The organism is Ottowia flava (genome assembly GCF_008017535.1).
Classification (GTDB): Bacteria; Pseudomonadota; Gammaproteobacteria; order Burkholderiales; family Burkholderiaceae_C; genus Ottowia; species Ottowia flava.
In genome coordinates this window covers 1-26,705 of record NZ_VRUA01000008.1, presented here as the reverse complement: position 1 = coordinate 26,705, position 26,705 = coordinate 1, and the positions used below count along the sequence as shown (strand labels likewise).

27 protein-coding genes, 1 tRNA gene, 1 pseudogene and 1 riboswitch are annotated in these 26,705 nt (G+C 64.6%); of the genes and pseudogenes, 17 read left to right on the top strand and 12 right to left on the bottom strand.

The annotated features are described in order from the left end of the window. Positions 1–14: 14 nt before the first annotated feature. Positions 15–90, bottom strand: a tRNA-Asn gene (locus tag FVQ98_RS09885). A 116-nt stretch (positions 91–206) separates the two neighbouring features. Continuing rightward, a riboswitch (TPP riboswitch) is annotated at positions 207–318 on the top strand. A gap of 73 nt (positions 319–391) precedes the next feature. Here FVQ98_RS09885 and thiC point away from each other — a divergent pair. From thiC to arcD, 5 genes are all read left to right on the top strand, one after another. Next, the gene (thiC, locus tag FVQ98_RS09880) at positions 392–2,272 is read left to right on the top strand and encodes a phosphomethylpyrimidine synthase ThiC (protein ID WP_147913276.1); all 1,881 of its coding nucleotides are present in this window, start codon (positions 392–394) and stop codon (positions 2,270–2,272) included. Positions 2,273–2,336: 64 nt separating this feature from the next. Continuing rightward, the gene (locus FVQ98_RS09875; RefSeq protein ID WP_147913275.1) at positions 2,337–3,488 is read left to right on the top strand and encodes an FAD-dependent oxidoreductase; all 1,152 of its coding nucleotides are present in this window, start codon (positions 2,337–2,339) and stop codon (positions 3,486–3,488) included. A gap of 83 nt (positions 3,489–3,571) precedes the next feature. Further along, positions 3,572–3,820, top strand: coding sequence for a sulfur carrier protein ThiS (thiS, locus tag FVQ98_RS09870; protein WP_147913274.1), 249 nt, complete (start codon positions 3,572–3,574; stop codon positions 3,818–3,820). Between the two features lie 17 nt (positions 3,821–3,837). Continuing rightward, entirely contained in the window at positions 3,838–4,341 is a 504-nt protein-coding gene (locus FVQ98_RS09865; protein ID WP_147913273.1) for a hypothetical protein, read from the top strand. A gap of 82 nt (positions 4,342–4,423) precedes the next feature. Then, positions 4,424–5,872 (top strand): arginine-ornithine antiporter, encoded by a 1,449-nt coding sequence (gene arcD, locus FVQ98_RS09860; protein WP_370512941.1) that lies wholly within the window; start codon positions 4,424–4,426, stop codon positions 5,870–5,872. Positions 5,873–5,994: 122 nt separating this feature from the next. Here arcD and FVQ98_RS09855 read toward each other — a convergent pair whose 3' ends face one another. Then, entirely contained in the window at positions 5,995–6,387 is a 393-nt protein-coding gene (locus FVQ98_RS09855; RefSeq protein ID WP_147913271.1) for a nuclear transport factor 2 family protein, read from the bottom strand. 155 nt (positions 6,388–6,542) lie between these two features. On the opposite strand from FVQ98_RS09855, the gene FVQ98_RS09850 reads away from it, so the two are divergent. The 3 genes from FVQ98_RS09850 (at position 6,543) to thiD (ending at position 9,990) form a co-directional block, all read left to right on the top strand. Next, on the top strand, positions 6,543–7,364 hold the full coding sequence (locus FVQ98_RS09850) for a thiazole synthase (protein ID WP_147913270.1): 822 nt from the start codon (positions 6,543–6,545) through the stop codon (positions 7,362–7,364). 2 nt (positions 7,365–7,366) lie between these two features. Further along, on the top strand, positions 7,367–9,034 hold the full coding sequence (locus FVQ98_RS09845; protein ID WP_147913269.1) for a PfkB family carbohydrate kinase: 1,668 nt from the start codon (positions 7,367–7,369) through the stop codon (positions 9,032–9,034). A 95-nt stretch (positions 9,035–9,129) separates the two neighbouring features. Further along, positions 9,130–9,990, top strand: coding sequence for a bifunctional hydroxymethylpyrimidine kinase/phosphomethylpyrimidine kinase (gene thiD / locus FVQ98_RS09840; RefSeq protein WP_147913268.1), 861 nt, complete (start codon positions 9,130–9,132; stop codon positions 9,988–9,990). Positions 9,991–10,141: 151 nt separating this feature from the next. Here the strand turns inward: thiD and FVQ98_RS09835 are convergent, their stop codons facing one another. Beyond that, positions 10,142–10,543 carry a hypothetical protein gene (locus FVQ98_RS09835; protein ID WP_147913267.1) on the bottom strand — a complete coding sequence of 134 codons (402 nt, stop codon included), beginning with the start codon at positions 10,541–10,543 and terminating at the stop codon, positions 10,142–10,144. 221 nt (positions 10,544–10,764) lie between these two features. Here FVQ98_RS09835 and FVQ98_RS09830 point away from each other — a divergent pair, with 221 nt between their 5' ends. Further along, complete coding sequence (locus tag FVQ98_RS09830; RefSeq protein ID WP_147913266.1) at positions 10,765–11,799, top strand: histone deacetylase family protein; 1,035 nt, start codon at positions 10,765–10,767, stop codon at positions 11,797–11,799. Then, positions 11,796–12,923 (top strand): NAD(P)/FAD-dependent oxidoreductase, encoded by a 1,128-nt coding sequence (locus FVQ98_RS09825; protein ID WP_147913265.1) that lies wholly within the window; start codon positions 11,796–11,798, stop codon positions 12,921–12,923. Before FVQ98_RS09830 ends, FVQ98_RS09825 begins: the two co-directional genes overlap by 4 nt. 1 nt (position 12,924) lies before the next feature. On the opposite strand, the gene FVQ98_RS09820 is transcribed toward FVQ98_RS09825, so the two are convergent. Together FVQ98_RS09820 and FVQ98_RS09815 are read right to left on the bottom strand one after the other, a co-directional pair. Further along, positions 12,925–14,412, bottom strand: a complete 1,488-nt coding sequence (locus FVQ98_RS09820; protein ID WP_147913264.1) for an MFS transporter — start codon at positions 14,410–14,412, stop codon at positions 12,925–12,927. Continuing rightward, positions 14,409–15,479, bottom strand: coding sequence for a quinone-dependent dihydroorotate dehydrogenase (locus FVQ98_RS09815; RefSeq protein WP_147913263.1), 1,071 nt, complete (start codon positions 15,477–15,479; stop codon positions 14,409–14,411). Before FVQ98_RS09815 ends, FVQ98_RS09820 begins: the two co-directional genes overlap by 4 nt. A gap of 48 nt (positions 15,480–15,527) precedes the next feature. On the opposite strand from FVQ98_RS09815, the gene rpiA reads away from it, so the two are divergent. Continuing rightward, complete coding sequence (rpiA, locus tag FVQ98_RS09810) at positions 15,528–16,199, top strand: ribose-5-phosphate isomerase RpiA (RefSeq protein ID WP_147913262.1); 672 nt, start codon at positions 15,528–15,530, stop codon at positions 16,197–16,199. 61 nt (positions 16,200–16,260) lie between these two features. On the opposite strand, the gene FVQ98_RS09805 is transcribed toward rpiA, so the two are convergent. Then, complete coding sequence (locus tag FVQ98_RS09805) at positions 16,261–17,790, bottom strand: phosphatase domain-containing putative toxin (protein ID WP_147913261.1); 1,530 nt, start codon at positions 17,788–17,790, stop codon at positions 16,261–16,263. A gap of 67 nt (positions 17,791–17,857) precedes the next feature. Next, complete coding sequence (locus FVQ98_RS09800) at positions 17,858–18,262, bottom strand: hypothetical protein (RefSeq protein WP_147913260.1); 405 nt, start codon at positions 18,260–18,262, stop codon at positions 17,858–17,860. 530 nt (positions 18,263–18,792) lie between these two features. Here FVQ98_RS09800 and FVQ98_RS09795 point away from each other — a divergent pair. Further along, complete coding sequence (locus FVQ98_RS09795; RefSeq protein WP_255507732.1) at positions 18,793–19,839, top strand: AraC family transcriptional regulator; 1,047 nt, start codon at positions 18,793–18,795, stop codon at positions 19,837–19,839. A 160-nt stretch (positions 19,840–19,999) separates the two neighbouring features. On the opposite strand, the gene FVQ98_RS09790 is transcribed toward FVQ98_RS09795, so the two are convergent. Continuing rightward, positions 20,000–20,272: a hypothetical protein gene (locus tag FVQ98_RS09790; RefSeq protein ID WP_147913258.1), complete on the bottom strand. Its 273-nt coding sequence runs from the start codon at positions 20,270–20,272 to the stop codon at positions 20,000–20,002. 435 nt (positions 20,273–20,707) lie between these two features. Between FVQ98_RS09790 and FVQ98_RS09785 the strand changes: the two genes are divergently transcribed. Continuing rightward, complete coding sequence (locus tag FVQ98_RS09785) at positions 20,708–21,901, top strand: tyrosine-type recombinase/integrase (protein ID WP_147913257.1); 1,194 nt, start codon at positions 20,708–20,710, stop codon at positions 21,899–21,901. Positions 21,902–22,135: 234 nt separating this feature from the next. On the opposite strand, the gene FVQ98_RS09780 is transcribed toward FVQ98_RS09785, so the two are convergent. Then, on the bottom strand, positions 22,136–23,038 hold the full coding sequence (locus FVQ98_RS09780) for a hypothetical protein (protein ID WP_147913256.1): 903 nt from the start codon (positions 23,036–23,038) through the stop codon (positions 22,136–22,138). 303 nt (positions 23,039–23,341) lie between these two features. Here FVQ98_RS09780 and FVQ98_RS09775 point away from each other — a divergent pair, with 303 nt between their 5' ends. Both FVQ98_RS09775 and FVQ98_RS09770 read left to right on the top strand, forming a co-directional pair. Continuing rightward, a complete protein-coding gene (locus FVQ98_RS09775; RefSeq protein ID WP_370512945.1) occupies positions 23,342–23,560 on the top strand; it encodes a helix-turn-helix transcriptional regulator in 219 nt (72 codons plus the stop codon). Between the two features lie 136 nt (positions 23,561–23,696). After that, complete coding sequence (locus FVQ98_RS09770) at positions 23,697–24,389, top strand: inovirus Gp2 family protein (protein ID WP_370512940.1); 693 nt, start codon at positions 23,697–23,699, stop codon at positions 24,387–24,389. A gap of 22 nt (positions 24,390–24,411) precedes the next feature. Here FVQ98_RS09770 and FVQ98_RS09765 read toward each other — a convergent pair. Next, positions 24,412–24,651, bottom strand: a pseudogene (locus tag FVQ98_RS09765) (chromosome partitioning protein ParB); the annotation flags it as partial. 20 nt (positions 24,652–24,671) lie between these two features. On the opposite strand from FVQ98_RS09765, the gene FVQ98_RS09760 reads away from it, so the two are divergent. Next, positions 24,672–24,863: a type II toxin-antitoxin system TacA family antitoxin gene (locus FVQ98_RS09760; RefSeq protein ID WP_147913254.1), complete on the top strand. Its 192-nt coding sequence runs from the start codon at positions 24,672–24,674 to the stop codon at positions 24,861–24,863. Here the strand turns inward: FVQ98_RS09760 and FVQ98_RS20310 are convergent. Together FVQ98_RS20310 and FVQ98_RS20305 are read right to left on the bottom strand one after the other, a co-directional pair. Continuing rightward, on the bottom strand, positions 24,797–24,973 hold the full coding sequence (locus FVQ98_RS20310; RefSeq protein ID WP_370512939.1) for a hypothetical protein: 177 nt from the start codon (positions 24,971–24,973) through the stop codon (positions 24,797–24,799). The genes FVQ98_RS09760 and FVQ98_RS20310 overlap by 67 nt on opposite strands. Before the next feature lie 347 nt (positions 24,974–25,320). Next, positions 25,321–25,437 (bottom strand): DUF4113 domain-containing protein, encoded by a 117-nt coding sequence (locus FVQ98_RS20305; RefSeq protein ID WP_147913253.1) that lies wholly within the window; start codon positions 25,435–25,437, stop codon positions 25,321–25,323. Positions 25,438–25,725: 288 nt separating this feature from the next. Between FVQ98_RS20305 and FVQ98_RS09745 the strand changes: the two genes are divergently transcribed. Beyond that, entirely contained in the window at positions 25,726–26,679 is a 954-nt protein-coding gene (locus FVQ98_RS09745) for an IS5 family transposase (protein WP_147913252.1), read from the top strand. Positions 26,680–26,705: the final 26 nt, after the last annotated feature.

Sequence of the window (26,705 nt, the reverse complement as noted above, 5' to 3'; positions counted from 1 at the left end):
GGCCTTGCGTTTGTTGGCTCCCCGACCTGGGCTCGAACCAGGGACCTGCGGATTAACAGTCCGTCGCTCTACCGACTGAGCTATCAGGGAACAAGCCTCGCATTATATGCCGGAAATTGAGACTTCTCAAGCGACTCGAAAATTTTGTCGAAAGGCTGACGCAGACAGCTTCAGCGCGCGCTGGGCTGCAGGGCGCGCTATCATCGGCGCACACTCCGGGGTGCCCGCGTCAGGCGAGCTGAGATGGTCGAGACATCGACTGAACCCGTCAACTTGATCCGGTTAGTACCGGCGTAAGGAAGAGCAGCAGCCCAAGGGCATTCCGCAGCACGCGGACCATCGCCCGACAGGTCATCCGGAGTCCTTGTCATGACCCCAACGGAGACCTGAAATGAACGCACCCGACAAACTGGCCCATTTGCTGGCGCTCACGCGCGAGCCACTGCCCGCATCCACCAAAGGCACGATGGCTGGCAGCCGTGACGATCTGCGTGTGCCGGTGCGCGACGTGCGCTTGACCAACGGGCGCGAGGTGTCGTTCTACGACACGTCCGGCCCGTACACCGATCCCGCGGTGACGATCGATGTCCGTCAAGGCCTCGCGCCGGTGCGCGCCGGGTGGATCGCCGAACGCGGCGACACCGAAGCCTACGAAGGCCGCCTGGCGCACATCCTCGACGACGGCGGCAAGCTGGAGGCGCGCGACGCCGAGCGCATCGACCAGTTGCGGCGCGAAGCCGCGGGCCTTCAGCGCCAGCCACGCCGCGCCAGGGCAGGCGCCAACGTCACACAGATGCACTACGCCCGCCGTGGCATCGTGACACCCGAGATGGAATACATCGCGCTGCGCGAAAACGGCCGCATGGAATGGCTGGCCGAGCATTTGGGCGACCCCCGGCGCGAGGCCCGCCGCCATGGCAACCCCATGGGCGCGCAAATCCCCGACCGCATCACGCCCGAGTTCGTGCGCGACGAGGTGGCGCGCGGCCGCGCCATCATTCCGGCCAACATCAACCACCCGGAAATCGAGCCGATGATCATCGGCCGCAACTTCCGTGTGAAGATCAACGCCAACATCGGCAACAGCGCGGTCACCAGCAGCATCGAGGAAGAGGTCGAAAAGCTGGTGTGGTCGATCCGCTGGGGCGCTGACACGGTGATGGACCTGTCCACCGGCAAGAACATCCACACCACGCGCGACTGGATCCTGCGCAACTCGCCGGTGCCGATCGGTACGGTGCCGATCTACCAGGCGCTCGAGAAAGTCGGCGGCATCGCCGAAGACCTGACCTGGGCCATCTTCCGCGACACGCTGATCGAGCAGGCCGAGCAGGGCGTGGACTACTTCACCATCCACGCGGGCGTGCGCCTGCCCTTCATCCACCTCACGGCCGACCGCGTGACGGGCATCGTCAGCCGCGGCGGCTCCATCATGGCCAAGTGGTGCATTGCGCACCATCAGGAAAGCTTTCTGTACACGCACTTCGAAGAGATCTGCGAGATCATGAAGGCGTACGACGTCAGCTTCTCGCTGGGCGATGGCCTGCGCCCGGGCTGCGCATCCGACGCCAACGATGAAGCGCAGTTTGCCGAACTGCGCACGCTGGGCGAGCTGACGCAAATCGCCTGGAAGCACGACGTACAGACCATGATCGAAGGGCCCGGCCACGTGCCCATGCACATGATCCAGGCCAACATGGACGAGCAGCTGAAAACTTGCCACGAGGCGCCGTTCTACACGCTGGGCCCGCTGACCATCGACATCGCGCCGGGCTACGACCACATCGCCAGCGCCATCGGCGCAGCCATGATCGGCTGGATGGGCACGGCCATGCTTTGCTATGTGACGCCCAAGGAACACCTGGGCCTGCCCGACCGCGACGACGTCAAGCAGGGCATCATCGCGTACAAAATCGCGGCGCACGCGGCCGACGTGGCCAAGGGGCACCCGGCGGCACGGGCGCGCGACGACGCGATCAGCAAGGCGCGCTTTGAATTCCGCTGGGAAGACCAGTTCAACCTGGGGCTCGATCCCGACACGGCGCGCGAATTCCATGACGAAACCCTCCCCAAGGACAGCAGCAAGACCGCGCACTTCTGCAGCATGTGCGGACCGAAGTTCTGCTCGATGAAAATCACGCAGGAGGTGCGCGACTTCGCCGCCGCCAAGGGGCTGAGCGAGCAGGAGGCGCTGCGGCGCGGCATGGACGAGAAGTCTGCCGAGTTCCAGGCCAAGGGCGGCGAGTTCTACGTGCCCATCCACAAGGCTTAGTGCCAAATTGACCTGCAGCGCCCGTCCATCGGGCGCAGCCAGCTATCTTTTTGAAAGCGAAATCATGATCGAGTCGATGCGCATCGGGGTGGCGGGCGCGGGCCTGCTGGGCCGCCTGCTGGCGTGGCAGCTCGCACGGGCGGGCCATCAGGTGAGCGTGTTCGACACGGCCGCCTCACCCGCGCCCGTGCCGCGCAGCCAGGCGCCCGATCCCTACGTGCCCACGGCGGCAGGTTTCACGGCGGCGGGCATGCTCAGTCCGCTGGCCGAACTCGACAACGCCGAGCCTGCGGTGGCCGCGCTGGGCTGGCGTTCGCTGGCGCTGTGGCGCGACATCGCCGCAGCGCTGCCGGCACAGCCCGCCTTTGCCGACCGTGGCAGCCTGCTGGTGGCGCACCGCAACGACCTGGGCTCGGCGCGCCGCATGCTGGACCGACTGGCCACGGCCACGGCCACGACCGCCTGGCGCGACGCCAGCCCGCCGGAAGGCGCCCAGGCGCTGGACCTGGCCGCGCTGCGCGCGCTGGAGCCGTCCATCCAGGGGCCGGCGCATGCCTGGCTGCTGCCGGGCGAAGGCCAGATCGACACCGTGGCCACATTGATGGCGCTGCACGGTGACGCGGCTGGCGTCGACTGGCACTGGGGCCAGCGCGTGATCGCCGTGGAGGCGGGCGAGGGCGGCGGCACGCTGCGCCTGGCCGACGGGCGCATGCTGGCGTTTGACGTGGTGATCGACGTGCGCGGCGTGGGCGCGCGGCCCGATGTGCCGGTGCGCGGCGTGCGCGGCGAAGTGGTCTGGTTGCAGGCGCCGGGCCACGGCCTCACGCGCCCGGTGCGGCTGCTGCACCCGCGCCACCGTGTGTACGTGGTGCCGCGATCACCGCAGGACGTGCTGGTGGGCGCCAGCGAGGTCGAAAGCGAAGACCGCTCCCCGGTCAGCCTGCGCAGTGCGACCGAGTTGATGGCCGCCGCCCACAGCGTCGTGCCAGCGCTGGCCGAGGCGCGCATCTTGAAGCTCGACGTCAACCTGCGCCCGGCCTCGCCCGACAACAACCCGCGCGTCGAATGGACGGGGCGCCGCCTGGTGATCAACGGCTTGTTTCGTCACGGCTGGCTGCTGGCGCCGGCGCTGGTCGAACAGGCGCTGGCCGCACCGGCCGCGCACGCCCTCGGCCTGCCTTCCCTGGCAGGGGGTATAACCGAAGCCGCGCATTGATGCGCCGCGTGGTAGCGGTGCGACATTGCCGAATTTGCTGCGATTTGAATAGCTGGCCCCGCAATCTGGGCGCCGGCCAAGCCATGAAAAGTACCGATATCTTTGTTCCGCAAGACGCACCCGGCGCGGGCGCCGTTCCTATCCAGTTGGACGGTCATCCGCGTTGGCTTGCCGCCGGCACGACACTGGCGCAGTTGGTCACCGCCCTGGGGCATGAAGAGAAATCCGTCAGCACCGCCGTCAATGGTGACTTCGTCGCGCGCGGCTCGCGCGAGCGCGTGCTGGTCGCGGGCGACGTGGTGCTGTTGTTTCAGCCGATCGTGGGCGGTTGAGGGTGGCCGCTGCGGGCGTGAGTCTTCAGGCCGAGTTGCGCTATTCGCCGCAGCTGGTGCAAATGGCGACCCGCCGCTACTGGCACAGCTTGTTTGGATCCAGCTTTTGGTGGGCGATGCTCGTATTGGCCGGAGCTTTGCTGTTCGGGTGGGCCAGCGCGTCTTCCATGTGGTGGGACAAGGCGCTGGCCGCGGTGTGGCTGTTGTGCTTTTTGTTCGCATGGTCGATGCGCTGGCTTCTGGCGCGGCGCGCGCGCGTGGCGTTGCGCGATCTGGGCGAGCCCGCGACAGCGCAGCTGACGCTGTCGGACGCGCGGTTTCAAATCGCCACTCGACACGGCGAGATTGCGCTGGCCTGGCCGCGCGTGACGCAGTTGCGCCAGTACCCTGAGCACTGGACGCTGATCCTTGCCGGCGGCGCGCCCATGACGCTGCCCCTCGAGAGCCTGCCCGATCCGATGCGGGACTTTTTGCAAGCCCAGGTGGAGCGCCACGGCGGCAAGGTGGTCGAGTTGTGGTGACGGCCTTGCCATTGGATGTGCGGCGGCAGGGCGACGTGGCCGCTGCGTGGCGCGCAGGCTTCATGCAGGACCGCCTGAGCCTGTGGGCGCACGGAGCCGCGCCTTGACCGCCCCTGCCCAACTGCGACTTGGCCCACTGACCGCGCTGGTGGTGGGCTCGATGGTCGGCGGCGGCATTTTTTCGCTGCCGCAGAACACCGCGGCCAGCGCGGGCGTGGGCGCCACGGCGCTGGCCTGGGGCATCACCGGGCTGGGCATGCTGGCGCTGGCCTTCGTGTTCGTGAACCTGACACTGCGCCGCCCGGATCTGGACTCGGGGGTGTACGCCTACGCGCGCGCCGGCTTCGGGCCGTTCGTGGGCTTCAGCTCTGCCTGGGGCTATTGGTTCATGGCGGTGCTCGGCAACGTGGGTTACTACGTGCTGCTGTTCAGCACGCTGGGCCACTACCTGCCGGTGTTTGGCGACGGCAACACGCCGCTGGCGGTGGGCTGCGCGTCGGTCATGCTGTGGGCCATGCACGCGCTCGTGCTGCGCGGCATCAAGGAAGCGGCGGTCATCAACCAGATCACCACGGTGGCCAAGTTGGTGCCGCTGGGCTTGTTCGTGCTGCTGGTCGCGCTGGCTTTCCGCACAGACCTTTTCACGCAGGACATCTGGGGCCGTGCCAACCCTGCGCTGGGCAGCGTGACCGAGCAGGTGCGCGGGATGATGCTGGTTACCGTGTGGGTCTTCATTGGCGTGGAAGGCGCGAGCGTGTATTCGGCCCGCGCTGCGCGCCGCATCGACGTGGGTCGCGCCACGTTGCTGGGTTTTCTGTTCACGCTGGCGCTGCTGGTGTCGGTGAGCCTGCTGTCGCTGGGCGTGCTGTCACAACCGGAACTCGCGCGGCTGAAGAACCCGTCGATGGCACATGTGCTCGCGCACGTGGTGGGGCCGTGGGGTGCGGCGCTGATCAGCGTGGGGCTGCTGATCTCGCTGTCTGGCGCGCTGCTGTCGTGGTTGATGTTGTCGAGCGAGACGCTGTACATGGCCGCGCGCGACGGCACGGCCCCGCATTGGCTGGCGCGTGAAAACGCGCGCGGCGTGCCGGCCCCGGCGCTCTGGCTGACCAGCGGCTGCGTGCAGGCCTTTCTGCTGATCACGCTGGTCAGCAATTCGACCTACCTGTCGCTGGTGAACCTGGGCACCTCCATGGTGCTGCTGCCCTACACCTGGGCGGCGCTGTTTGCCCTGGCGCTGGCTTGGCGCGGGCAGGGCTACGGGGCGGCGCAGGCTGCGCTGCGCCTGCGCGACATGGGCGTGGGCGCCGCCGCTGTGCTGTACGCCGCGTGGCTGCTGTACGCGGGCGGCATGAAATACCTGCTGCTGTCCGCCCTGCTGTACGCGCCGGGGGCGTTGTTGTACGCCTGGGCGCGGCGCGAACATGGGCGCGCGCTGCTGTCGCGCGCCGAGTGGCTGGCGTTTGTCGCGTTGCTGGTGGCGGCTGGCATCGGCGTCTGGGGCTTGCGGGCTGGGTGGTTGAATCTGTGAACAAATTGACCGCCAAGCATTGCCGGACAAGCGCAGCAAGCTATCGAATGAAGAGCGGATCGGTGGGTAGGCCGCGCCGTCGCCAGCACGATTGGTGGCGCGCTGACGCGCCTTGCCTGCGCTCAGGCGGCCGGCGCCATGCTTTCCGTGTGCACGGCGCACAGCCACTGGCCGCCCTGGCGCACCCAGGTGCTCGAATCCACCGTGGCCATTTCGGCCGGTTGGCCGCCAGCCGGCTTCATGGTGCGCTGCACCTTGTAGGTGATGACGGCCACATCGTCGGTGGGAAGCAGGACCTCCACGTCGGACAGCGCAAATTTTTCGATGGCGGCGTCGGCCTGACCCGCCATCTGCAGGTATTGCGCGTGGTCAAAGCGCATCGCGCCCCGGCCCATCACCATGACGGCCGGTTCGGTCAGCATCGCGGCGCCTTCCTGATGGCGACCGTCGACGATGGTTTGCCAAAAGGCGTGTTCCAGTTTTTCAATGTCGGCGGCTTGGGGTGGGGTGCTCATGGGGGCTCCTTGGGAATGCAGAATCGACCAGAAATGACATCGTGCTCGTGTCGCCGTGCTGGTTCTGTGCGCGTTTGCCCCCGCGCCTTGTCGGAACCTGCTGACGCCGCCTCCTCCCCTTGCCTCCGTTTTCACGCATTCAAGCGAATCTCTTCATGACCACCACTCTTGATTTTTCTGCCGCCGACGTCTGGCGGGTCGGCGAAACCGCGCTGACCAGCCGCTTCCTGCTCGGCACCGCCGGCTACCCATCGCCCCAGGTGCTGGGGGAGGCCATCGTCGCCTCGGGCGCGCAGATCGTCACCGTGGGCCTCAAGCGCCAGCTGGCGGCGGCGGGCGACAACGGCTTTGTCGAGATCATCCGCGCCGCCATGCAGACGCAGGGCGCGCGCCTGCTGCCCAACACCGCCGGCTGCACCACGGCGCGCGAGGCCGTGCAACTGGCGCACATGGCGCGCGAGCTGTACGACACGCCCTGGGTCAAGCTGGAAGTCGTGGGCGACGAATACACGTTGCAGCCCGACCCGGTGGAGCTGGTCGAGGCCGCGCGGCAGTTGGCTAAGGACGGTTTCACCGTCTTCCCGTACTGCACCGACGACCTGGTCACCTGCAGGCGCCTGCTCGACGCCGGCTGCCCGCTGTTGATGCCCTGGGGCGCGCCCATCGGCAGCGGCCAGGGTTTGATCAACCCTTTTGCGCTGCGCACGCTGCGCGAGCGTTTGCCGGACGTGGTGCTGATCATCGACGCCGGCATCGGCGCGCCCAGCCACGCCGCGCAGGCCATGGAAATGGGTTTCGACGCCGTGCTGCTGAACAGCGCCGTCAGCCAGGCCAGCGACCCGCTGCGCATGGCCGCCGCCTTCGGCCAGGCCATTGAGGCCGGGCGCACCGCCTACCGCGCCGGCGTGATGGCCAAGCAGGACTTCGCCACCGCCACCACCCCGGTGACCGGTAACCCGTTTTTGATCGGAAACTGACCGTGGCCCTACAACCACCTGCGGAGGCAGCTATCAAAAAAAAAGAAGTATCCGACTACGCCAAGCCCATTGTCTGGAGCATTGCCGGCAACGATTCCGGTGGCGGCGCCGGCCTGGCGGCCGACCAGCGCGCGGCCGAGGCGTTCGGTGTGCACCTGTGTCCCGTGGTTGCCACCATCACGGCGCAGAACTCGCAGGCCGTGACGCAGGTGGTTCCCGTCGCGCCCGAGGTGCTGGACGCGCAACTCGCCGCCCTGGCCGATGACCTGCCGCCCACCGTCATCAAGACCGGTCTGCTGGGCGGCCCCGAGCAAGTCGCCGTGGTCGCCCGCTGGGTGGACCGCCTGCGCGAACGCCAGCCCAGCGTGGCGCTGGTGGTCGACCCGGTATTGCGCTCGTCCAGCGGCACTGCGTTCGCAGGCGAGGCCACCCTTCACGCCTACCGCGACCTGCTGTTGCCCCGCGCCACGCTGCTCACCCCCAACCGGCGCGAGGCGCTGCGACTCGCCGGCCTGCCGGACAGCACCGACGCGCCCGCGCTGGCCGCCGCGCTGCAGGCCCTGGGCGCCGCCAGCGTTTGCGTGACCGGCGGCGACGAGGGCGCGGCGCAGCCCACCTGGTCGCTCGACTGGGTGCAGACCCTGCTGGCCAGTGGCTGGCTGGCGCTGCCGCGCGTGGCCACGCCGCACACCCATGGCACCGGCTGCACGTTCGCCAGCAGCGCCGCCGCCGCGATGGCGCTGGGCTTTGTCGCGCCCGATGCGCTGGTGCTCGCCAAGATGGCGACCACCCACGCGCTGCGCCGCGGCTATGCAGCGGGGCAGGGCGCTGGCCCCGTGGCGGCGGCCGCCGGGTTTGGCGCCGATCCCTCGTTGACGCCCTGCATGGGCTGGGGCGACGACTACGATTTGGATAGCTGCCTGCGCAGATGGGACAAGGGCCAGAGCCGAATTTCATCTGAGAATGCCGACCTCGGCCTGTACGCCATCGTCGACAGCGCGGCGCGCGTGCAGCGCGTGTTGCAGGCCGGCGTGAAGACGGTGCAGTTGCGCATCAAGACGCCGGGTGACGTGGACGCGCCATGGTTCACCGGCCTCGAAACTGAGCTCCAAACCGCCCTGACCGCCTGCCAAGCGGCGAGCGCCACCCTGGTCGTCAACGACCACTGGCGCATCGCCCACGCGTTGGCGCAACGCGAACCCAGCGCTGCGCCGCACCTGGCCCTCCACCTGGGCCAGGAAGACCTGCACACCCTGGGCACCGCCGGGCGTGCCGAGCTGGCCGCCACCGGCCTGCAGCTGGGCATCAGCAGCCACAGCCTGTGGGAGCTGGCACGCGCGCGCGGCCTGCACCCCTGGTACGCGGCCTGCGGGCCGATTTGGCCCACGCTGACCAAGGACATGCCTTGGGTGCCGCAGGGTCTGGACAACCTGGCCTGGTGGGTGCAGATGGCGGGCGCGCCGGTGGTGGCCATCGGCGGCATCCTGGAGCACGCACAGGCGGAAGAAGCTGCCCGCAGCGGCGCGGCGGGCGTGTGCATCGTGCGCGGGCTGGGCGACGACCCCGCCGCGCAGGCACCGGGCTGGCAGGCCGCCATCGCGCGCGGACGTGCGGCCGCGCGCTTGCCGGTGCCGGCGCTGCCGCACCCGTCGCTGGCGTGCGCCGATTGAAAAGCCCGCAGGGTTGCGCTCTGAAATACGGATGGCTGGTGCACCTGCTCTAATGGCGCTCTGGACATGTTTGTTTCGACCAAAGGGCCGATGAAATGTCGATGGATTCCCTTCCTCCTACCCATGAATACGTGCGCGTGCTGGCGATTGCCGGCTCCGATTCCGGCGGCGGTGCCGGCATCCAGGCCGACCTGAAGACGCTGGCCGCGCTGGGTTGCTACGGCATGAACGCCGTGACCGCGCTGACGGCGCAGAACACACAGGGCGTGAGCGCCATCCACGCCGCGCCCCCGGAATTCCTGGCAGCGCAGATCGACGCCGTGGCCACCGACATCGGTGCGCACGCGGTCAAGATCGGCATGCTGCACAGCGCCGAGCTGGTGCACGTGGTTGCGCAGGCGATCGACCGCCACGGGCTGACGCGCGTGGTGCTCGACCCGGTGATGGTCTCGGCCACCGGCGCCACGTTGATTCAGCCGGATGCGGTGCAGGCGCTGGTGAGCGAGCTGTTTCCGCGCGCCGACCTGATCACCCCCAACCTGGACGAAGCCGCGCTGCTGCTGGGGCGCCCGGTGGCCACCGCGGCCGACATGCCGGCGGCCGCCCAGGCGCTGCTGCAGATGGGCGCGCGCGCGGTGCTGCTGAAAGGCGGGCACCTGGCGGGCGATGAAGTGCAGGATTACCTGATCGAGCGCGGCGGCGAATCGCACGTAATGCGCTCGGAGCGCGTGCACACGCCCAACGTGCACGGCTCGGGCTGCACCCTGTCGTCAGCATTGGCGGCGTTCCTGGCGCAGGGCTTGCCGCTGCGCCTGGCGGCCGAGGCGGCGCGCAGCTTCGTGCTGGACGCGCTCAAGAGCGGCGCGGGCGTGCGCACCGGCCACGGCGCTGGTCCGCTGAACCACGGCTTTTCACCCAAGCAGACGGTGTTTCGCGAACTGGAAGACCTGGGCTGAAGCCGCCTCTGCGTGCGCGCTGCGCATGCATGAAAAAGCCCGCTGTTCAGCGGGCCTGAGTTCTCTTTTTCTTGCGCCCCGGCCGACCGGATCGGCTCGTCGGGGGCAAAGCGCGACCACCGTCCAAGGCGGCGGCGATCGCTTTGCCTGGTTACTTGGCTGCCTTGGCCGCCTGTTTGGCGCTGGTGTGCGCGGCTTTGGCGTCTTTCTCGCAGGCGTTCTTGGCGGTGCCGCTCAGGTCGTCGCATTTTTCCTTGGCGACTTCGTAAGTCGCATCGGCGCGCGCTTCCAGCACCTTCTGGTGGTTGCGCGGCGTGGGCTCGTGCTGCGCCTTCAGCTCGGCCTTTGCGATCTTTTCCTTGCCCTCAGCTTCCTCTTCGCACACGTCCTTGGCGTTACCGGCCATCGACTTGCACTGTTCCTTCTCGGACTTGTAGGTCGCTTCGATGCGGTCCTTCTCCGCGTCGTACTCAGCTTTCGTCAGTGCCATGGCGTGGCCGGAAAAGAACGCGGCGGCCAGCAGCGCGGCGAGGGTCGGGGTCAGATGCTTCATGGTGTGATCTCCTTGCACTTCGGGTATTGCGGGACGGGGAAAGTCCCCGAGTCGAAGGCCACTGTAGGGGGTACGCGCCAGCACGCGGGTCGGCGCGCCTGCAGTGGGCTGGTAGGGCGGCGCGGCCTGGGTGTGTCAGCGCTGTCTGACAGTGGACGGTGCTGGCAGAACAGGCGATTGCGAAGCTGCGATAATCTGCTGTCTGCACACTTGCCCAGTCCATGCGCATCTTCAGCAACCCCGAACAGGCCGGCCACAACCCGCGCGACGAATTCTTCCGCGGCCAGCGCGTGCCGTGCTTTGAGAACCCGACCCGCGCGCGCTACGTGCTGGAAGCCCTGGCGGCGCGTGGCGTGCCCGTCGGGTCGCCCACGCACGACAGCACCGCGGTGCTGGCGGAAGTGCACGCGCCGCGCTACCTGGCCTTTTTGCAGGACGCCTGGCGGCAGTGGCTGGCGCTGGATGGGGCCAACGCCGACGTGCAGCCGTTCCCTTCGGTCTGGCCCGTGCGCACGCTGCGCAGTGACGTGGAGCCCGCCAATTTCATTGCCCGGCTCGGTCTGTATGCCATGGACAACGGCAGCCCGCTGGCCGCGGGCACCTGGGCCGCGGCCAAGGGCGGCGCCGACGCCGCCGCCAGCGCAGCGCACGCGCTGCTGTCGGGCGAGCGCGCGGCGTTCTGCGCCACGCGCCCGCCCGGCCACCATGCGGGGCCGGACTTCATGGGCGGCTATTGCTTCCTGAACAACGCCGCCGTGGCCGCGCAAACCCTGCGCCAGGGCGGTGCGGCGCGCGTGGCGGTGCTGGACGTGGACTACCACCACGGCAACGGCACGCAGGCGATCTTCTACCGCCGTGCCGACGTGCTCTTCGTCAGCCTGCACGGCGATCCACGCACGGAATATCCGTTTTATCTCGGCCACGCCGACGAAACCGGCGAGGGCGAGGGCGCGGGCTTCAACCTGAACCTGCCGCTGCCGGCGGGCACGCGGCCCGATGCCTGGTTCGACGCGCTGGACGCGGCCTGCCAGCGTGTGGCGGCGCACGGGGCGGACGCGCTGGTCGTCTCGCTCGGGCTGGACACCTTTGGCGCCGACCCGATTGCGGGCTTTGGCCTGCAGGCCGACGACTTCCCGCGCCTGGGCGCCCGTCTGCAGCGACTTGCATTGCCCACGGTGATGGTGCTGGAGGGCGGCTACGCCAGCGCCGAACTGGGCGACAACGCCTGCCACGTCCTGGAAGGATTCGAAGCATGAGCGACGGCGTTGAGACCGTGGACACCGTCGTCATCGGTGCCGGCGTGGTTGGCCTGGCGGTCGCCCGCGCGCTGGCGCTGGCGGGGCGCGAGGTGATGGTGCTGGAACGCGCCGAAGCCTTTGGCACCGCCACCAGCGCGCGCAACAGCGAGGTGATCCATGCCGGCATCTACTACCCGCAAGGGTCGCTGAAGGCCCGGCTGTGCGTGCAGGGCAAGGACATGCTCTACGCCTACTGCGCCGAGCGCGGCGTGGCGCACCAGCGCTGCGGCAAGCTGATCGTGGCGACCAGCGCCGCGCAGGTCGATGAGCTGCGGGCCATCCAGGGGCGTGCCGCGGCCAACGGCGTGCACGACCTGCGCCTGCTCAGCGCGGCCGAGGCGCAGGCCCTGGAGCCTGCGCTGGCCTGTCACGCCGCGCTGCTGTCGCCATCGACGGGCATCGTCGACAGCCACGGGCTGATGCTGTCGCTGCTGGGCGATCTGGAGAACGCGGGCGGTATGCTGGCCGTCAATTCAGAGGTTTTTAGCCTTGCAGCCCTACAACCATCTGCGCAGGCAGCTATTGAAATTGAAGCGGTAGGCGGTGTGCGCCTGCACGCGCGCACCGTTGTCAACGCGGCCGGTCTGGGGGCCGTTGCGCTCGCCGAACGCACCCGCGGGCTGGCCGCGCACCATGTGCCGCGCGCGCACTTCGCCAAGGGCAACTACTTCACCCTGAGCGGCCGCGCACCCTTTGGTCGCCTGATTTACCCGGTGCCCGAACCCGGTGGCCTGGGCGTGCACCTGACGCTGGACCTGGGCGGCCAGGCCAAGTTTGGCCCCGATGTGCAATGGGTGGACGGCCCGGACGATTACCTGGTCGATCCGGCCCGCGGCGACGCCTTCTACGCCGAAGTGCGCCGCTACTGGCCCGGCCTGCCCCCTGGTGCGCTGCAGGCCGGCTACTCCGGCATCCGCCCCAAGATCAGCGGACCGGGCGAGTCGGCGGCCGACTTCGCGGTTCAGGGCCCGCGCGAACACGGCGTGCGCGGGCTGGTCAATTTGTTCGGCATTGAGTCTCCTGGTCTGACCAGCTGCTTGGCGCTGGGGCAGGCCGTTGTCGCCGCGTTGGCCGGTTCCTGACTCACACCGACGCCAGCGCGGCCCGGCGCCGCAGGCTGAGCATGCCCGCCACGAAGGCCGACAGCGCACCGAGAAACAGGGCGGTGATCGGACCGCCGGTGCGGCTGCCGACCGCGCTGAACACGATGGCCACCGCCACCGCGCCGCTGGTCTGGCCGATGAGGCGGGCCGTGCCCAGCATGCCGCTGGCGCCACCCGAACGGTGCGTGGGCGCGGAAGTCACCAGCGTGAAATTGTTGGGCGACTGGAACAGCGCAAAACCCACACCGCACAGCGCCATGCACAGGCCAATGTGGACACTGCTGGCGGCTGCGGGCAGGGTGGCCAGCAGGACCAACCCGAGGCTCAGGATGCCCAAGCCCATGGCGACCAGCACGCCAGCGTTGACGCGACCGATCAGCCGGCCAGCCAAGGGCGCGACCACGATCGATCCGAGCGGCCAGGCCGACATCAGCAGCCCCGCTTCGGCGGTGGAGCGGCCATGCTCGCCGAGCAGCAGGAACGGCATGGCGACGAAGCCGAGCGTCTGCGCCGCAAAGCTCAACACCGACGTGCCCACGGTGAGCGCAAAGACCGGATTGCGCATCAGGTCGACCGGCAGCAGCGGCGTGCTGCGCGCCAGTTGCCCGCGCACATACCATGCGCCGATCGCCAGCCCGGCCAACAGCATGGCTGCGCCGAGCGTGAGGTTGGGCGTGGCGCTGCTGCTGGCGCGGGTGCCGAGCAATTCGACGCCCAGGAAGATCAGCGCGAAGGTGCAGGCGTTCTGCAACACGTCACCCAGGCGCAGGCGGATTGCCGGGTTGCCGCGCGGCGATGGCAGCGTGCGCGGGGCCAGCCACAACAGGCCGGCCAGCAGCGGCAGGTTGATGGCGAACAGCCATGGCCAGTGCGCGACCGACAGCACGGCCGCTGCGATGGCCGGCCCGCCCACGGACGTGGCCGCCACGGTGGCCGAATTGATGGCCATGCCGCGCCCGAGTTCGGCGCGCGGGTAGGTCAGGCGCACCAGAGCGGCGTTGACGCCCATCAGCCCGGCCGCGCCCACGCCCTGCACGGCGCGCCAGGCGATCAGGGTGGGCATGTCGCGCGCCAACAGGCAACCGGCGCTGCCGACCAGCATGCCCATGACACCGCCGATGTAGACCTTGCGGTAGCCGACCTTGTCGCCCAGGGTGGCGAAGGGTAGCAACAGCATCAGCACGGCCAGCTGGTAGGCGTTGACGATCCAGATCGAATGCGCTGCCGGCCCGCCGAAATCGCGTGCGATGGTGGGCAGCGCCAGATTGACGACGCTCGAATCGAGCACCGAGAGGCCAATGCCGATCAGGATGCACACCATGGCCCAGCGCCGCGCGGGCTGGGGCAGGCCATCGGGTGCGCTCGGCGCGGGCGACGGCGCCGGGTGGGCCGATCCGACGCCGGTGGCTTCGATGTCCGGGCGGCCCGGTGGGTCTGCTGGCTCCGGCGCCCCCGGGGTCGGATTCATCGGGCCGCGCGCTGGCGCAGCTGGGCGGCGGCTTCCTGCACCAGCGCGGGGCCGCGGTAGATCAGCCCGGTGTAGATCTGCACCAGGTCGGCCCCGGCGTCGATCTTGGCAACGGCGTCGGCGCCGCTCATCACACCGCCCACGCCGATGATCGGGAAGCCCTCGCCCAGGGCCGCGCGCAGCTCGGACACCACGCGGTTGCTGGCCTCGCGCACCGGCGCGCCGGACAGGCCGCCCGCCTCGTCGGCGTGGCGCATGCCTTGCACCGCCTCGCGCGACAGCGTGGTGTTGGTGGCGATCACGCCGTCGATGGCGTGGCGGCGCAGCGCGTCCGCGATGGCTTGGACCTGCGAGGCGTCCAGGTCCGGTGCGATCTTCAGGAACAGCGGGACCTGGCGCCGGTGTTCGTCGGCCAGCTCACGCTGGCGGCTTTTCAGCGCGCCGAGCAGCGCATCCAGTGCGGCGTCGCTTTGCAGGTCGCGCAGGTTCTTGGTGTTGGGGCTGGAGATGTTCACCGTCACGTAATCGGCGTGCGGGTACACGCCGGCCAGGCCGATCAGGTAATCGTCGGTGGCGCGCTCGATCGGCGTGGTCGCGTTCTTGCCGATGTTCAGGCCAAGAATCATGCGTTGGCCCTTGCCAGAACTGCGCGATCTGCTATGAAATCGGGAGTTTCTGACGTTGCGTACAAACGCGTCCAGCCCGTCGTTGTTGAAGCCCATGCGGTTGATCAGGGCATGGGCCTGCGGCAGGCGGAACATGCGCGGCTTGGGGTTGCCCGGCTGCGCCAACGGGGTCACGGTGCCGACTTCGACAAAGCCGAAGCCCATGCCGGCAAAGCCGTCGATGGCGCGCGCGTTCTTGTCCAAGCCCGCTGCCAGGCCCACGCGGTTGGGGAAGTGCAGGCCCGCCACAATGACCGGGTCGTCCACCCGCGCCCCGCACCAGGCCCATTGCAGCGGCGTGCCGGCGCCGCGCGCCAGGGCGTCGATGGTCATCTCGTGCGCCGCCTCCGGGTCCAGGTTGAACAGAAAGGGGCGCGCCAGACCGTAGGGGAGCAGGGCCATTGGATAATTCTTCGCAAGACATTGTGTGAACCGGAGGAATTGTCGCAAATGACCCAGGACGAACTCAAAGCCATGGTCGGCCAGGCCGCGCTGGACTACGTGGTGCCCGGCGAAATCGTGGGCGTGGGCACCGGATCGACGGTGAACAAGTTCATTGACGAGCTCGGGCTGGTCAAGGACCGCATCGCCGGCGCCGTGTCGTCGTCAGAAGCGTCTACCGCGCGGCTGAAGGCACTGGGCATCCCGGTGTACGACGCCAACGAGGTCGGCGAGCTGGCCGTCTACATCGACGGCGCGGACGAGATCGACCCCAAGGGCTACCTGGTCAAAGGCGGCGGCGCGGCGCTGACGCGCGAGAAGATCGTGGCCGCGCAGGCGCGCCAGTTCGTGTGCATCGCGGACGATTCCAAGCGGGTCGACGTGCTGGGGCAGTTCCCGCTGCCGGTGGAGGTGATCCCGATGGCGGCGCAGCGCATTGCGCGCCAGTTTGCCGCGATGAATGCGCAGGCCACGCTGCGCGTGAAAGACGGCCAGCCGCTGGTGACGGACAACGGCCAGCACATTCTGGACGTGCGCGGTTTGGCGATCACCGACCCGCTGGGCTTTGAAAGCGAGGTCAACCAATGGCCGGGCGTCGTCACCGTGGGTGTTTTCGCGCACCAGAAGGCCAGCGTGTGCCTGCTGGGCACGGCCAATGGGGTCAGGACACTGCGCTTTTGATAGCTGGTTGCGCTCTATAAGAGCGCGCTTCAGGCCAGTTTCGCTTGAAAATACTGGCGCTTCAGGTGCGCTTGAGAATGTCCTGCTCGAACCGTTCGAGAAAGACTTCCTGCTCGCGCGTTTGCACGTAGTAGGTGTGGATGTTGCGCAGCCGGGCGATCGCGTCGGATGCGCTCAGGCCCCCCTCACGTATCAGCCAAGCAGCGAGGATGGTGCCGGTGCGCCCAATGCCCGCTTTGCAATGCACCGCGATGACGTGGCCCTGGTCCAGCAGCAACTGCATGCGCCGCACCAGCATGTAGGCCTGTGTGACGGAGGGCGCCTCGCGGTCGAAGATGGGCAGGTGGATGTTTTTCAGGCCGTTGCGTTCGAGTGCGTTCTCGTCGATGTCATTCTCCGTCAGGGTGACGAGATGTGAAATTCCCAGGTTGGCGAGCAACTGCATGTCGTAATCGATTGGCGCCATCGCGCCGGGTTCGCCGCAGCCTGCGAGCGTGCCGGGAATGATCCAATGAAAGCCGTGTGGCCCGCGGTACTCGGTCATGATCGCCTTTCCGACCATGGAGGCCGTCTCGACCCCCGTGCGGGACAGCGGCGGCAGCGCTGCGCCGACCGTGGCCATGGGCGCCGTGGACGCACAATGCCTGGCCGGTGGCGTCGTGGCGTGGCCGTTGACAGCGATCGATGCGAGCGCCGGCACATCCACGGGCGGTGGAGGCCGCGGCGAGGGCGGTGGCACGGCCGCCGCGACGGGTGCTGCCGGAGGCGGGCGTTGCGTGAATTCCGCCACCGCGTCGAGCGCGGCCTGGGGCAGGCGCGGGGGCGGCGGAACCGAGGGGTCAAGGTCTTCTTCCCGCGCGTCCGGCGATGCTACCGACAAGCTGCCGCTTAGCGCGAACTGGCGCACCCAGTCGTTGACTGGATGGGTAAAAAAGCGCGGGTTTGGCCCGTGCGCCAGCACAACACCTCCCCCGAGCAACACCACGCGGTCGGCCAGCCGTCGGGCCTGGCCCTGGTGGTGCAGCACCACCAACAGGCGCACCTTGTCCCCCAGCGCGCGCAGCCAGTCCACCAGCCACTGGGCAGCATCGGGCGGAAGGCCGTAGGTCGGCTCATCGACCATCAGCAGCGGCGGGCAAGGCAGCGCATGCGCCAGGATGTTGATCGCCCGCTGTTGGTGCACCGGCAACTCAAGCACCGATTGGCGGAGCCCATTGGCGATGCTGCCCAACCCGTGGGCCTGCAAGGCCTCGCGAGCGGCCTCGTCGCGCTGTGCCCGCGTGGCGGGCGCGCTCTGTGCCAGCACCGCTTCTTGAACCGAAGACTTGAACAGCGCGGCATGCTGCTGCACCAGTGTCGGCCGCCAGCCAGCACCCACCGGTCGGTCGGCCAGTTTCGCGCATCCCCAATGCCGATGGATGGTCGTGCAGGCATTCAAACCGGCGAGCGTGCGCATCAGGGTTGATTTACCCGTCTTGACTGGCCCCATCAGAACGTCCACACCTTGTGCGGGAAGTTCAAGGTCGATGTTCGACAGTATTACCCGGTGCCCAAAACAGACGCCGAATCCTGAAAGCTGGAGGGCAGACATCGAAAAAACCGGAAAAAGCGGGATAGGTAGACCAGCCAGATAAACGAAGCTGAGTACGGCTTAAGGATTACACCGCGCCTTCGATTTCAGGCATGGCCATGCGCGCCTTGGTCAGGGCCATGCCAAGGTTGGCGCTCTTTCGGCAGACGAAGACCGCCACGTAGTCAGGATATTGCTTGCCGCGCAGGAAGACGTGCACCAGGTTGTCGCTGTTGACCACCATTTCCTGGAAATAGTGATGCCCATCGTCGGCGATGCCGCGAGCTTTTTTAAATAGCCGCTCGATCGTGCTGATATTCGGGCCTGCAAACATGTCGGCCGTTGCCGCTGCCAGCAACGCGATCACTTCCTGGGGGTGCGAGTCGACCGTCTTGACTGACAGCAACATGCCTGAGCCGATATCGACATATCCGGCCGCAACACACTCCGGGATCGTAGTGCTGACGCTTGCGAGCTTGGCATCGAGGGACATTTTGATTTCCTTGAAACAAGTGATAACGGGGAAATTCTATAGCTTTAGTAGTAAAAATAGGATTGATTGTTGAATTTTTGTAACAAATGATCGATTGTCGATGTTTGCCGTGTGAGTTATTCATGGAAATGTGAAAAAAGGACATGGATATACCGATGTGAGTGGACTTTGGCCAAATAGACAGTAATTGCGTCAATTCGCCTAGGGAGGAGGAGAAATTTAACATCGAAATAGGTCAATTAAACCATCAAAATGAGAGGTATTTCGGCTTAACCTTGACTTCTTCACGTTGTGAACGTGAGCCCACAGTCGATGGGGTGAATGAATGCTCTGGGGGGTGTTTCGATTGGTGGTAATACCAATATGACATCGATTGCGAGTTGAATACAGGTGTGTGCCATTGCACTTGGCAAGTCGATTCAGCGCGCGTCCAGGATGCGTTTGGACTCGGACGATGGGAATGGTGGTTGCACTTTCCGTTTTGAAACGCAATCCGTGGTTGCAAGTGTTTTAGTGATTGAAGCTTGAAGATGACTGCTAGTAGTTTTCTGCTCGATTGGGAATCGCGTCTGTACGCACCGCAGAGAATCTCCGCCATCGTGGCGACGCTCGCGGAAGAGGGCGTCGGCGCGCCGGAAGCTTTGTCTGGGACCGGGCTGACGCCCGACATGCTGTATTCGACTTCGACGCGCGTTTCCTATGCCCAACTCCTGACGGTGATCAAGAACGGCCTGCGGCTGTCACAGGATCCTGACCTCGCCTTTCGCGCTGGTACGCGCATGCATGTTGCGGCGTATGGGATGTACGGCTACGGCATCCTGAGCAGCCCTACGCTGTTGGAGCAAATCCAGTTCACGCTCAAGTACAACCAGGTGACGGGCTCGGTCATTCGGCTGCTCAATTTCGCCCGTGAGGAGCAACTCGCCTGGCTGACCATGGGCGTTGCCCTGAGCACCGACCCGACCGACCCGGTCTATCGTTTCGCGCTGGAATTTTTCAGTGCTTCCCAGACGCGGATTTGCCGCGATCTGTATGGCGACGAGTTCAGTTTTCAGGCGGTGTCGTTCGTCTACGCTGCGCCACCCAATGCCGAGCGCTACGCCGGATACCTGGGCTGCCCGGTGCTGTTCGGCCAGCCCGTCAATCGCTGGGATATCAATCCCTACTGGCTGGACAAGCCCAGTCGTACGCCGGACGCGGTGTCCCATCTGATGGCCGAGGAGTTCTGCCAGCAGTTCCTGACCGATATGTCGCACGTCGGCGGCGTCGCTTCGCAAGTTCGGCGGGCCTTGCTGGAAAAGACCCCGCGCCAGTTCCTGACCACCGAAGCCATGGCCATTGAGTTGGGCATGCAGGTGCGCACACTGCGTCGCCGCCTTGAAGCCGAGGGCACGACCTACCGCGAGCTGCTGGCGGGTGTACGGAAGCTGCTGGCCATCGAATACCTTCGCAAAACGCGCATGTCCACCGTGGAAGTGGCCTCGCGCCTGGGTTACAGCGACGTGTCCAACTTCAGGAACGCGTTCTCGCGCTGGACAGGTCACACGCCGCAGTACTACCGCAAGGGCGGTCGCTGACCAAGTAAGGCCACCTGGGCGGTCAACGGCCGAAGAGCCGGCATCACGCCAGCATGGCTGGAGAGCCTTTTGGCTGCACTTCGGGCTGTGTGCCTGCCTGCCTCAGGTGCTAAATGGGCAGCAGTCGTCCGGTGCAATTTCACAGCCGCTGCCTGTGCGCTCAATCCTCACCTGACCGCGCATACCGCTGCTTGCGCTGCCGCCTGCGACGGTGGGCTCGGACACGCACAGCCTGACCGCAACAGGGACAAACCTGCTCAGCGTTGGAAGCCCCATCAGGGTCCAGCAGTTGCTGCGCTGCGTGCGCCTCTTCCAAGCTATTGTTTGCGTGCCAGAGCGCCAGCAGGTACAGCGGAAATACGAATACGCCAAGCGCCATGATCATCGCCCCGCCGATGAAGAAAAACACGAGCAAGGGTATGACGATGTTCATGGTACCCATGCTAGCGGCCGAAGCCCAGGGACGCTAGGTGTTCGGTCCAGTTGGACAGTGCCTCAGTGCAGTCGATCGAGGCGTTCTGAAAGGGATGGAAACAACGCCAGCAAGCGAGGCTGCGGCCGACACGCATGGGAGCGGCTTGCCGCGCATTGGGCGAGACCGTTCCACGCCGGACTGACGGATCTGATCGACCCAAAAGACAAAGCCTTTGCAACCGGATACGTTGCAAAGGCTGTCGTTGATCTCACCGTGGCGGAGAGGGCGTCCGCTAAATGCAGTTCCAATGATGTCCATGGATGTTTGGTAAGTTATTGATTTCAAATAGATTATTTGTTATTTGTTGTCCAAGAAGATCCAATCAGCTCTAGCCACAGCCAGTGTTTTATGTGGGCATAATGTGGGACAAGATTTTTTGGCGGAGACCCTCCCATGCCCAAGGTGGCCAGGCAGCTTTCCGATCGCGCCGTGGCGGCGATCAAGACCGATGGGCGGCATGCCGTGGGCGGTGCTCCTGGCCTGCACTTGCGAGTCAGCGCAGGCCATAGGGGCTGGGTTCTGCGCCTGATGGTGGGTGACAAGCGGCGCGACATCGGCCTGGGTGCCTATCCCTCCGTGGGGCTGTCCGAGGCTCGCGACAAGGCTCGGGAGATCCACGCCGGCCTGCGCGAAGGGGTGGATCCCGTGGCCCCGCGAAAGCAACAGCGCATGGCCTTGGCCGCGCAGGCTGCCACCGAAAAGACATTTCGCTGGTGCATGGAAGAGTTCCTGCGGGCGAAGGCGCCCGAGTGGAGCAACCCCAAGCACCGCCAGCAGTGGGAGAACACGCTCGAGACCTATGCGATGCCTCACCTCGGCCATTTCAACGTGTCGGTGATCGATCTCCCGCACGTACTCGCCTGCCTGGAGCCGATCTGGAGCACGAAGAACGAGACGGCCAGCCGGTTGCGGGGGCGCATCGAATCCATCCTGGACTGGGCGACCGTGCGCAAATACCGGACCGGGGAGAACCCGGCGCGCTGGAAAGGCCATCTGGACAAGGTGTTGGCGGCCCCCTCCAAGATCCAGAAGGTCGAACACCACCGTGCCATTCCCGTCGAGGATCTTCCGCGCTTCATGGCGTATCTCCGCCAACGCGAAGGTATCGCGGCGCGCGCCCTGGAATTCGTGGTGCTAACCGCCGCGCGGTCCGGAGAGGCACGGGGCGCGACTTGGTCGGAGATCGACAGGCAAGCCGCCGTCTGGACGGTCCCCGCCGAGCGGATGAAGGCCAGCACCGAGCACCGTGTCCCGCTATCCAAGGCGGCCATGGATTTACTGCACAAACTCCCTCGATTTGAAGACACGGAACTGCTGTTTCCTGGCACCAAGGGGCAGCCACTCTCGGACATGAGCATGACGGCCGTGATGCGCCGGATGAACGTGGACGCCGTGCCCCACGGCTTTCGCTCCACCTTCCGCGATTGGGTGGGGGAGAAGACCGACTACCCCCGGGAGCTGGCGGAGCAGGCCTTGGCGCACACGCTGGAGAGCAAGGTCGAGGCCGCCTACCGCCGGGGGGATGCCTTGGAGAAACGGCGCCAGATGATGGAAGAATGGGCGCATTTTTGTGCCAAGTCCGCGTGAGTTGAGTCCCTTCGCAATCGCGTTGAGAAACATCCTATCGATATTGCTCCACGCATATCCAGGTCTACCGCTGCAACCGTCAGGAGGTTCTCGGTGAACCCACATCTAGACCCTGTCCGTCAGAGCCAAATGGCCGTGGCCGTGGCCGTGACCATGGCTTATGTGCTCGGCTATTGCACGGCCTTTTCGTGCAATGTGATACCTCTGAAATATTACGCGCCCCTCTAGGGGCGATTAATTTATTTTTTGGGTTTCTGGACTCAGTGGGCGGAGCTTTACTTGGTGAATGTGGTGCTCGCTTCTGAACTCCTCGTTGATAAGCAATTCAATTATCTCGGTTCGGTTTGAGCGATGCTTTTGAGCGAGCTTTTCCAGCTTGGCGATCGTGCTCTTTGTTAGTACGAAATTGCATTGCCCTTTATCCACCGCCTTGGCCCTCTGCTGCCGCTGGAGCCATGTTCTCCGGGCTCTCTGGTTCAGAAGAATAATGTCTGCATTGGATAGTCTGGCTTGATCGGAGAAAATTAGAACATCTTCGTGGTTTTTGAATCTTGCCTCATGTCCGATAAATATATTCCTGCCAGTAAATATTCCACTATTGGCTGGCAGCCAATCCCAGAGGAAATTTATCTTTTCCGGGCTGCCATCTTTCTTCAGCCAGTCAAAGTGGCGATCCGGCTTGGTTTGAATCTCCCAGTTGCTCTGCATTGTGTGATTGAATCCAAGGCGTGCCAGTACGTCGGGGAGAGATGTTCCTGACCAATAGTCAAGATAGGCAATGACCTGATTTCTCTTTGATAAATGAATTGGAACTCGTATGGGGGACTTTTGAGCTCCGGGGATCGATTTGATGTAGTTAAAAATCCATGTGAGCTGCCGTTTGCTATCTGTGATCCAATCAAGATTTTCGTCTGGAATTAAGGCGTATCGAAGCATGTTTTTCACATTTTCTCGTAGCCCATGGCTGTTGTTTAAATATCTGATGATTTCTTCTGAATTTCCTTCGATGTTTTGATTTTGAAATTGCGGATCGTATGTGCAAATCATGGTCCACACAAGAGAAAACAAGCGCTCGGAAGCTAGTCGTACGCCAAAATAAATCGATAGCACGTCTTTTTTTTCACTGCTCACTGCCATGATGATTCTCCATGAGGAAACATGATGAATTATAGATGAAAAAAAGAGATGATGGAGGTGCAATGTAGATTGCTTCTAGAAGAAAAGTAGATTGAATATATGACACTTTTCATTAGCTGCTCCATGTCAATGTCATTGAGCCCATCTGGCGAACTGTTTCCGGCTGTCCTGGTTTTCCGGCGGCCCATGGGGGACTCACGTCGACCAAGTTCACTGGGAGAGACCTGTCTCGCGCGTGGCTCTGTGCTTCCCCGTCCATGGTAAATAAACGACAGGCCCAATAAAGAAAAACGGACCGTGGGAATGCTCTGTACGAAACTTCGCAAGGTGCAAGGCATGAAGGTATTGAGACTCCCCATGGTGCGTGAGGTAACTGGCCTACCACGATCCACGCTTTATCTGTACATGAAAAACAACCACTTTCCAAAGCCTCTGAAGCTGGGACCTCGATCCGTTGGCTGGCTTCAGGAAGAGATTGAGGAGTGGTTGCGTCAGCGAAAGGAGTCGAGAGCGGCCTATTGATCATCCCGTTTTTCCAGAGTGGGAAATTCGTTGTGTGAATGATTTTCTGCTGTTCCTTAGAGGGGGGGATTTGTGAGTTGAGTGATTGTCTTAATTTTTGATCTAGGTATTGGTAATATAAATAAATACTAACATCATGGATGAATGGTTAGGCATTGAAGTGAGTGAGGTTGCTATGGATTACGAATTAGGTAAGAATCATCATTTACATTTGGGTGATGAGTACAACGAACTATCTGTCATGGGGAGGAGCTACCCCATGATCAAGGAGTACCTGGAGGCATTGCATGCGGTGGTATGTAAGTCACTGACCCAATATTCAAAGGTCTTCGCGTTCAGGTTTGATCTTCATCTTCCTCTGGGTATGGATGCAAACTCCGTTGAGCTTTGCAATTCCGTGGCATCCAGGTTTATCGAGTCGTTCAAGGCAAAAATAAGGCATAACAGGCAATGCCTTGCCAAGGAGGGCTCGTTTTTCCATGACACCGAGGTTCGATACTTCTGGGTGAGAGAGGTCGGTGATTGTGGTCGAGTCCATTACCACTTCGCGATGTTCTTGAATGGGCACGCTTTTAATTGGCTGGGCACCTACCGAGCGTCTGGCGGAAATATCGCCAATCGCATCTGGGAGGCTTGGGCAAGTGCCCTGAATGAGACAGTCGAGAGCGCCAAGCCGCTAGTGCATTTCACTGAGAATCCGTCGTACATGCTCGCGCGCAACGATCCTGGGTCGGTTTCGGCGTTCTTTTATCGGGCGAGTTACTTGTGCAAGGCTCAAACGAAGCAGTATGGGCATGGTCACCATGGTTACGGTGCGAGCAGAAAGTGACGAAGGAGGGAACTGAACGGTTATCCAGCCCCTCGATCTGCGCCAGTTCCGCGTTCGGTTGCTGCGTGGTGGCACGGGGTATCCCCATGTTTACTGTCACGGCCACACACACTGCCAGCCGCTTGACCAGTTCGCATTGCTTCATCGCCGACAGCGCGGCGAACAGTTCGGCACCGTCCTGCGGCAAGGCATCACCCGCCACCTGTTGCAGTTCGCGCAGCGCCATGGCGGGCCAGTCCGGCATGCCTTCTAGTCGGTCCTCCTTCTGTACGCACTGCTCGGTTGGGACTACGCGCTACACCCGAACAGGAGGTGGCGCTGCGCCGTGCCGCCGAGGTGGCGCATGAATCCCTGACGGACTTCATTCTGGACAGCACCTGCTTGGCCGCCGAGCAAACCCTGCTAGATCAGCGCCTGTTCATGGTGTCGGGCAGCCAGTACCAAGCCCTGATGGATTTGCCGGAGTTCCTGTAGTCCTCCAGCTCTGCCCGCTCGCCACTGGGCAGCCGCGCATCTGCAAAGAATCTCTTGGCACGCTTCTCGTCCGCATCCTCGACGCTGCGTCGGTTCAGACGCTGCGCCACATAGACCGGCGTTCGGGTCGGGTCGTCCCACTGTGCAGCACCGCAAAGGCTTCGTAGCACAGCTCACGCAGCTGAGGGCGGGGTGTGATGGCCGGAGGGTTCCCGCCCATAAAAAACTGCGGGCACTGCGCAAAACTGCTGGGTTCGGGTGTTAGTGACGCCGTTCTGTCGAACTGAGACGTACGCGCCGATGTCGGGGTGGGAGCACAGACGCTGAAGCAAAGGATCAGCGTGGTCGCCAGGAGCCAGCCGCCTGGCCAAGAAGATGTCGAAATCACAATCGCAAAACACTCTCAGAAAAATGGACCCGATTGGACCATCTCCCGTCAGCTCCAACGCAAGCACGCTCATGCGTTGGGGATTTGTTCGGCAGCCATCTGGACGTACACCACAGGGATCACGCTCACAATGGGAACGTCCTCCCACCGCGTCGTGTACTGCGGCGTGCGTCGCTCCTGCTTCATGTCTGGACAGCCTCTGCGTTGGCCATGGTCGCCGCCGTCGCTCGGATGAGTCGTATATGGTGGCAATTGACTGTCCTCACGGCGGCCATAGGGCCGTTCGTGAGGCTCTGCTTTGTGTCGGCCAGCGGTCGAGCCGCCCTAACTCGACGGCGGGAATCTTTCGTACGCATCCCAGCCTTAGCTCTTTCTTTTTGTTTTTCAATTTCAGGTGCAAGGGCTGCTAAGGAAGGTCTGCAAAACCTCCCGGCCCGGTGGCAGGCAAGCATCGGATGAGCGAGGATCGGGGCCATGGACCAGATCAACCTCGGCCTCGACCCGCTGCCCAAGAAGACGCGCAAGGAAGTCTTCCTTGAAGAGATGAACCAGGTTGTGCCCTGGTCGACGCTGGTGGCGTTGATCCAGCCCCATGCCCGCGGGGCGCACCAGGCCCTGGGAGGCCGCCCACCCTTTGCAGTGGAGACCATGCTGCGCATCCACTGCCTGCAGCTGTGGTGGAACCTGAGCGATCCGGCCATGGAAGAGGAACTGCACGAGCGCCCTCTGTACCGGCGCTTCGTCGGGCTCGACGGCTCGGCGCGCATGCCCGATGAGACCACCATCCTGCGCTTTCGGCACCTGCTGGAGAAGCAGCAACTCGCGCCGAAGGTGCTGGCCGCCATCAACGCCACCCTGGCCCGGCAGGGCTTGATGCTCAAGACCGGTACGGTGGTCGACGCCACCATCATTGCCGCGCCGAGTTCGACCAAGAACGCCGAGGGCAAGCGTGACCCGGAGATGCACCAGGCCAAGAAGGGCAACCAGTGGCATTTCGGCATGAAGGCCCACATCGGCGTGGATGCCGATTCGGGGCTGGTGCATACCGTCATCGGCACGGCCGCCAACGTCGCCGATGTCACCCAGGCGGCGGCCTTGCTGCATGGGCAGGAAAGCGATGCCTGGGGCGACGCGGGCTACCAGGGCGTGGACAAGCGCAAGGAGTGCGAGGGCAGCGTCGTGCGCTGGGAAGTGGCCATGCGTCCTGGCAAGCGGCGCCGGCTCGATCCAGCGCGGGAGCTCGACAGGCTTCGGGAGAAGGCCGAGAAGCTCAAGGCCAGCATCAGGGCCAAGGTCGAGCATCCGTTCCGGGTGGTCAAGCAGCAGTTCGGCTACGCCAAGGTGCGCTACCGCGGCTTGGCCAAGAACACGGCCCGCCTAAGGAAGGTCTGCACGAATTACTTGGAAGTGAGCTACGCCCGTCCGTGAGATAAAGCCTGCCCCAGCAAGGCGCC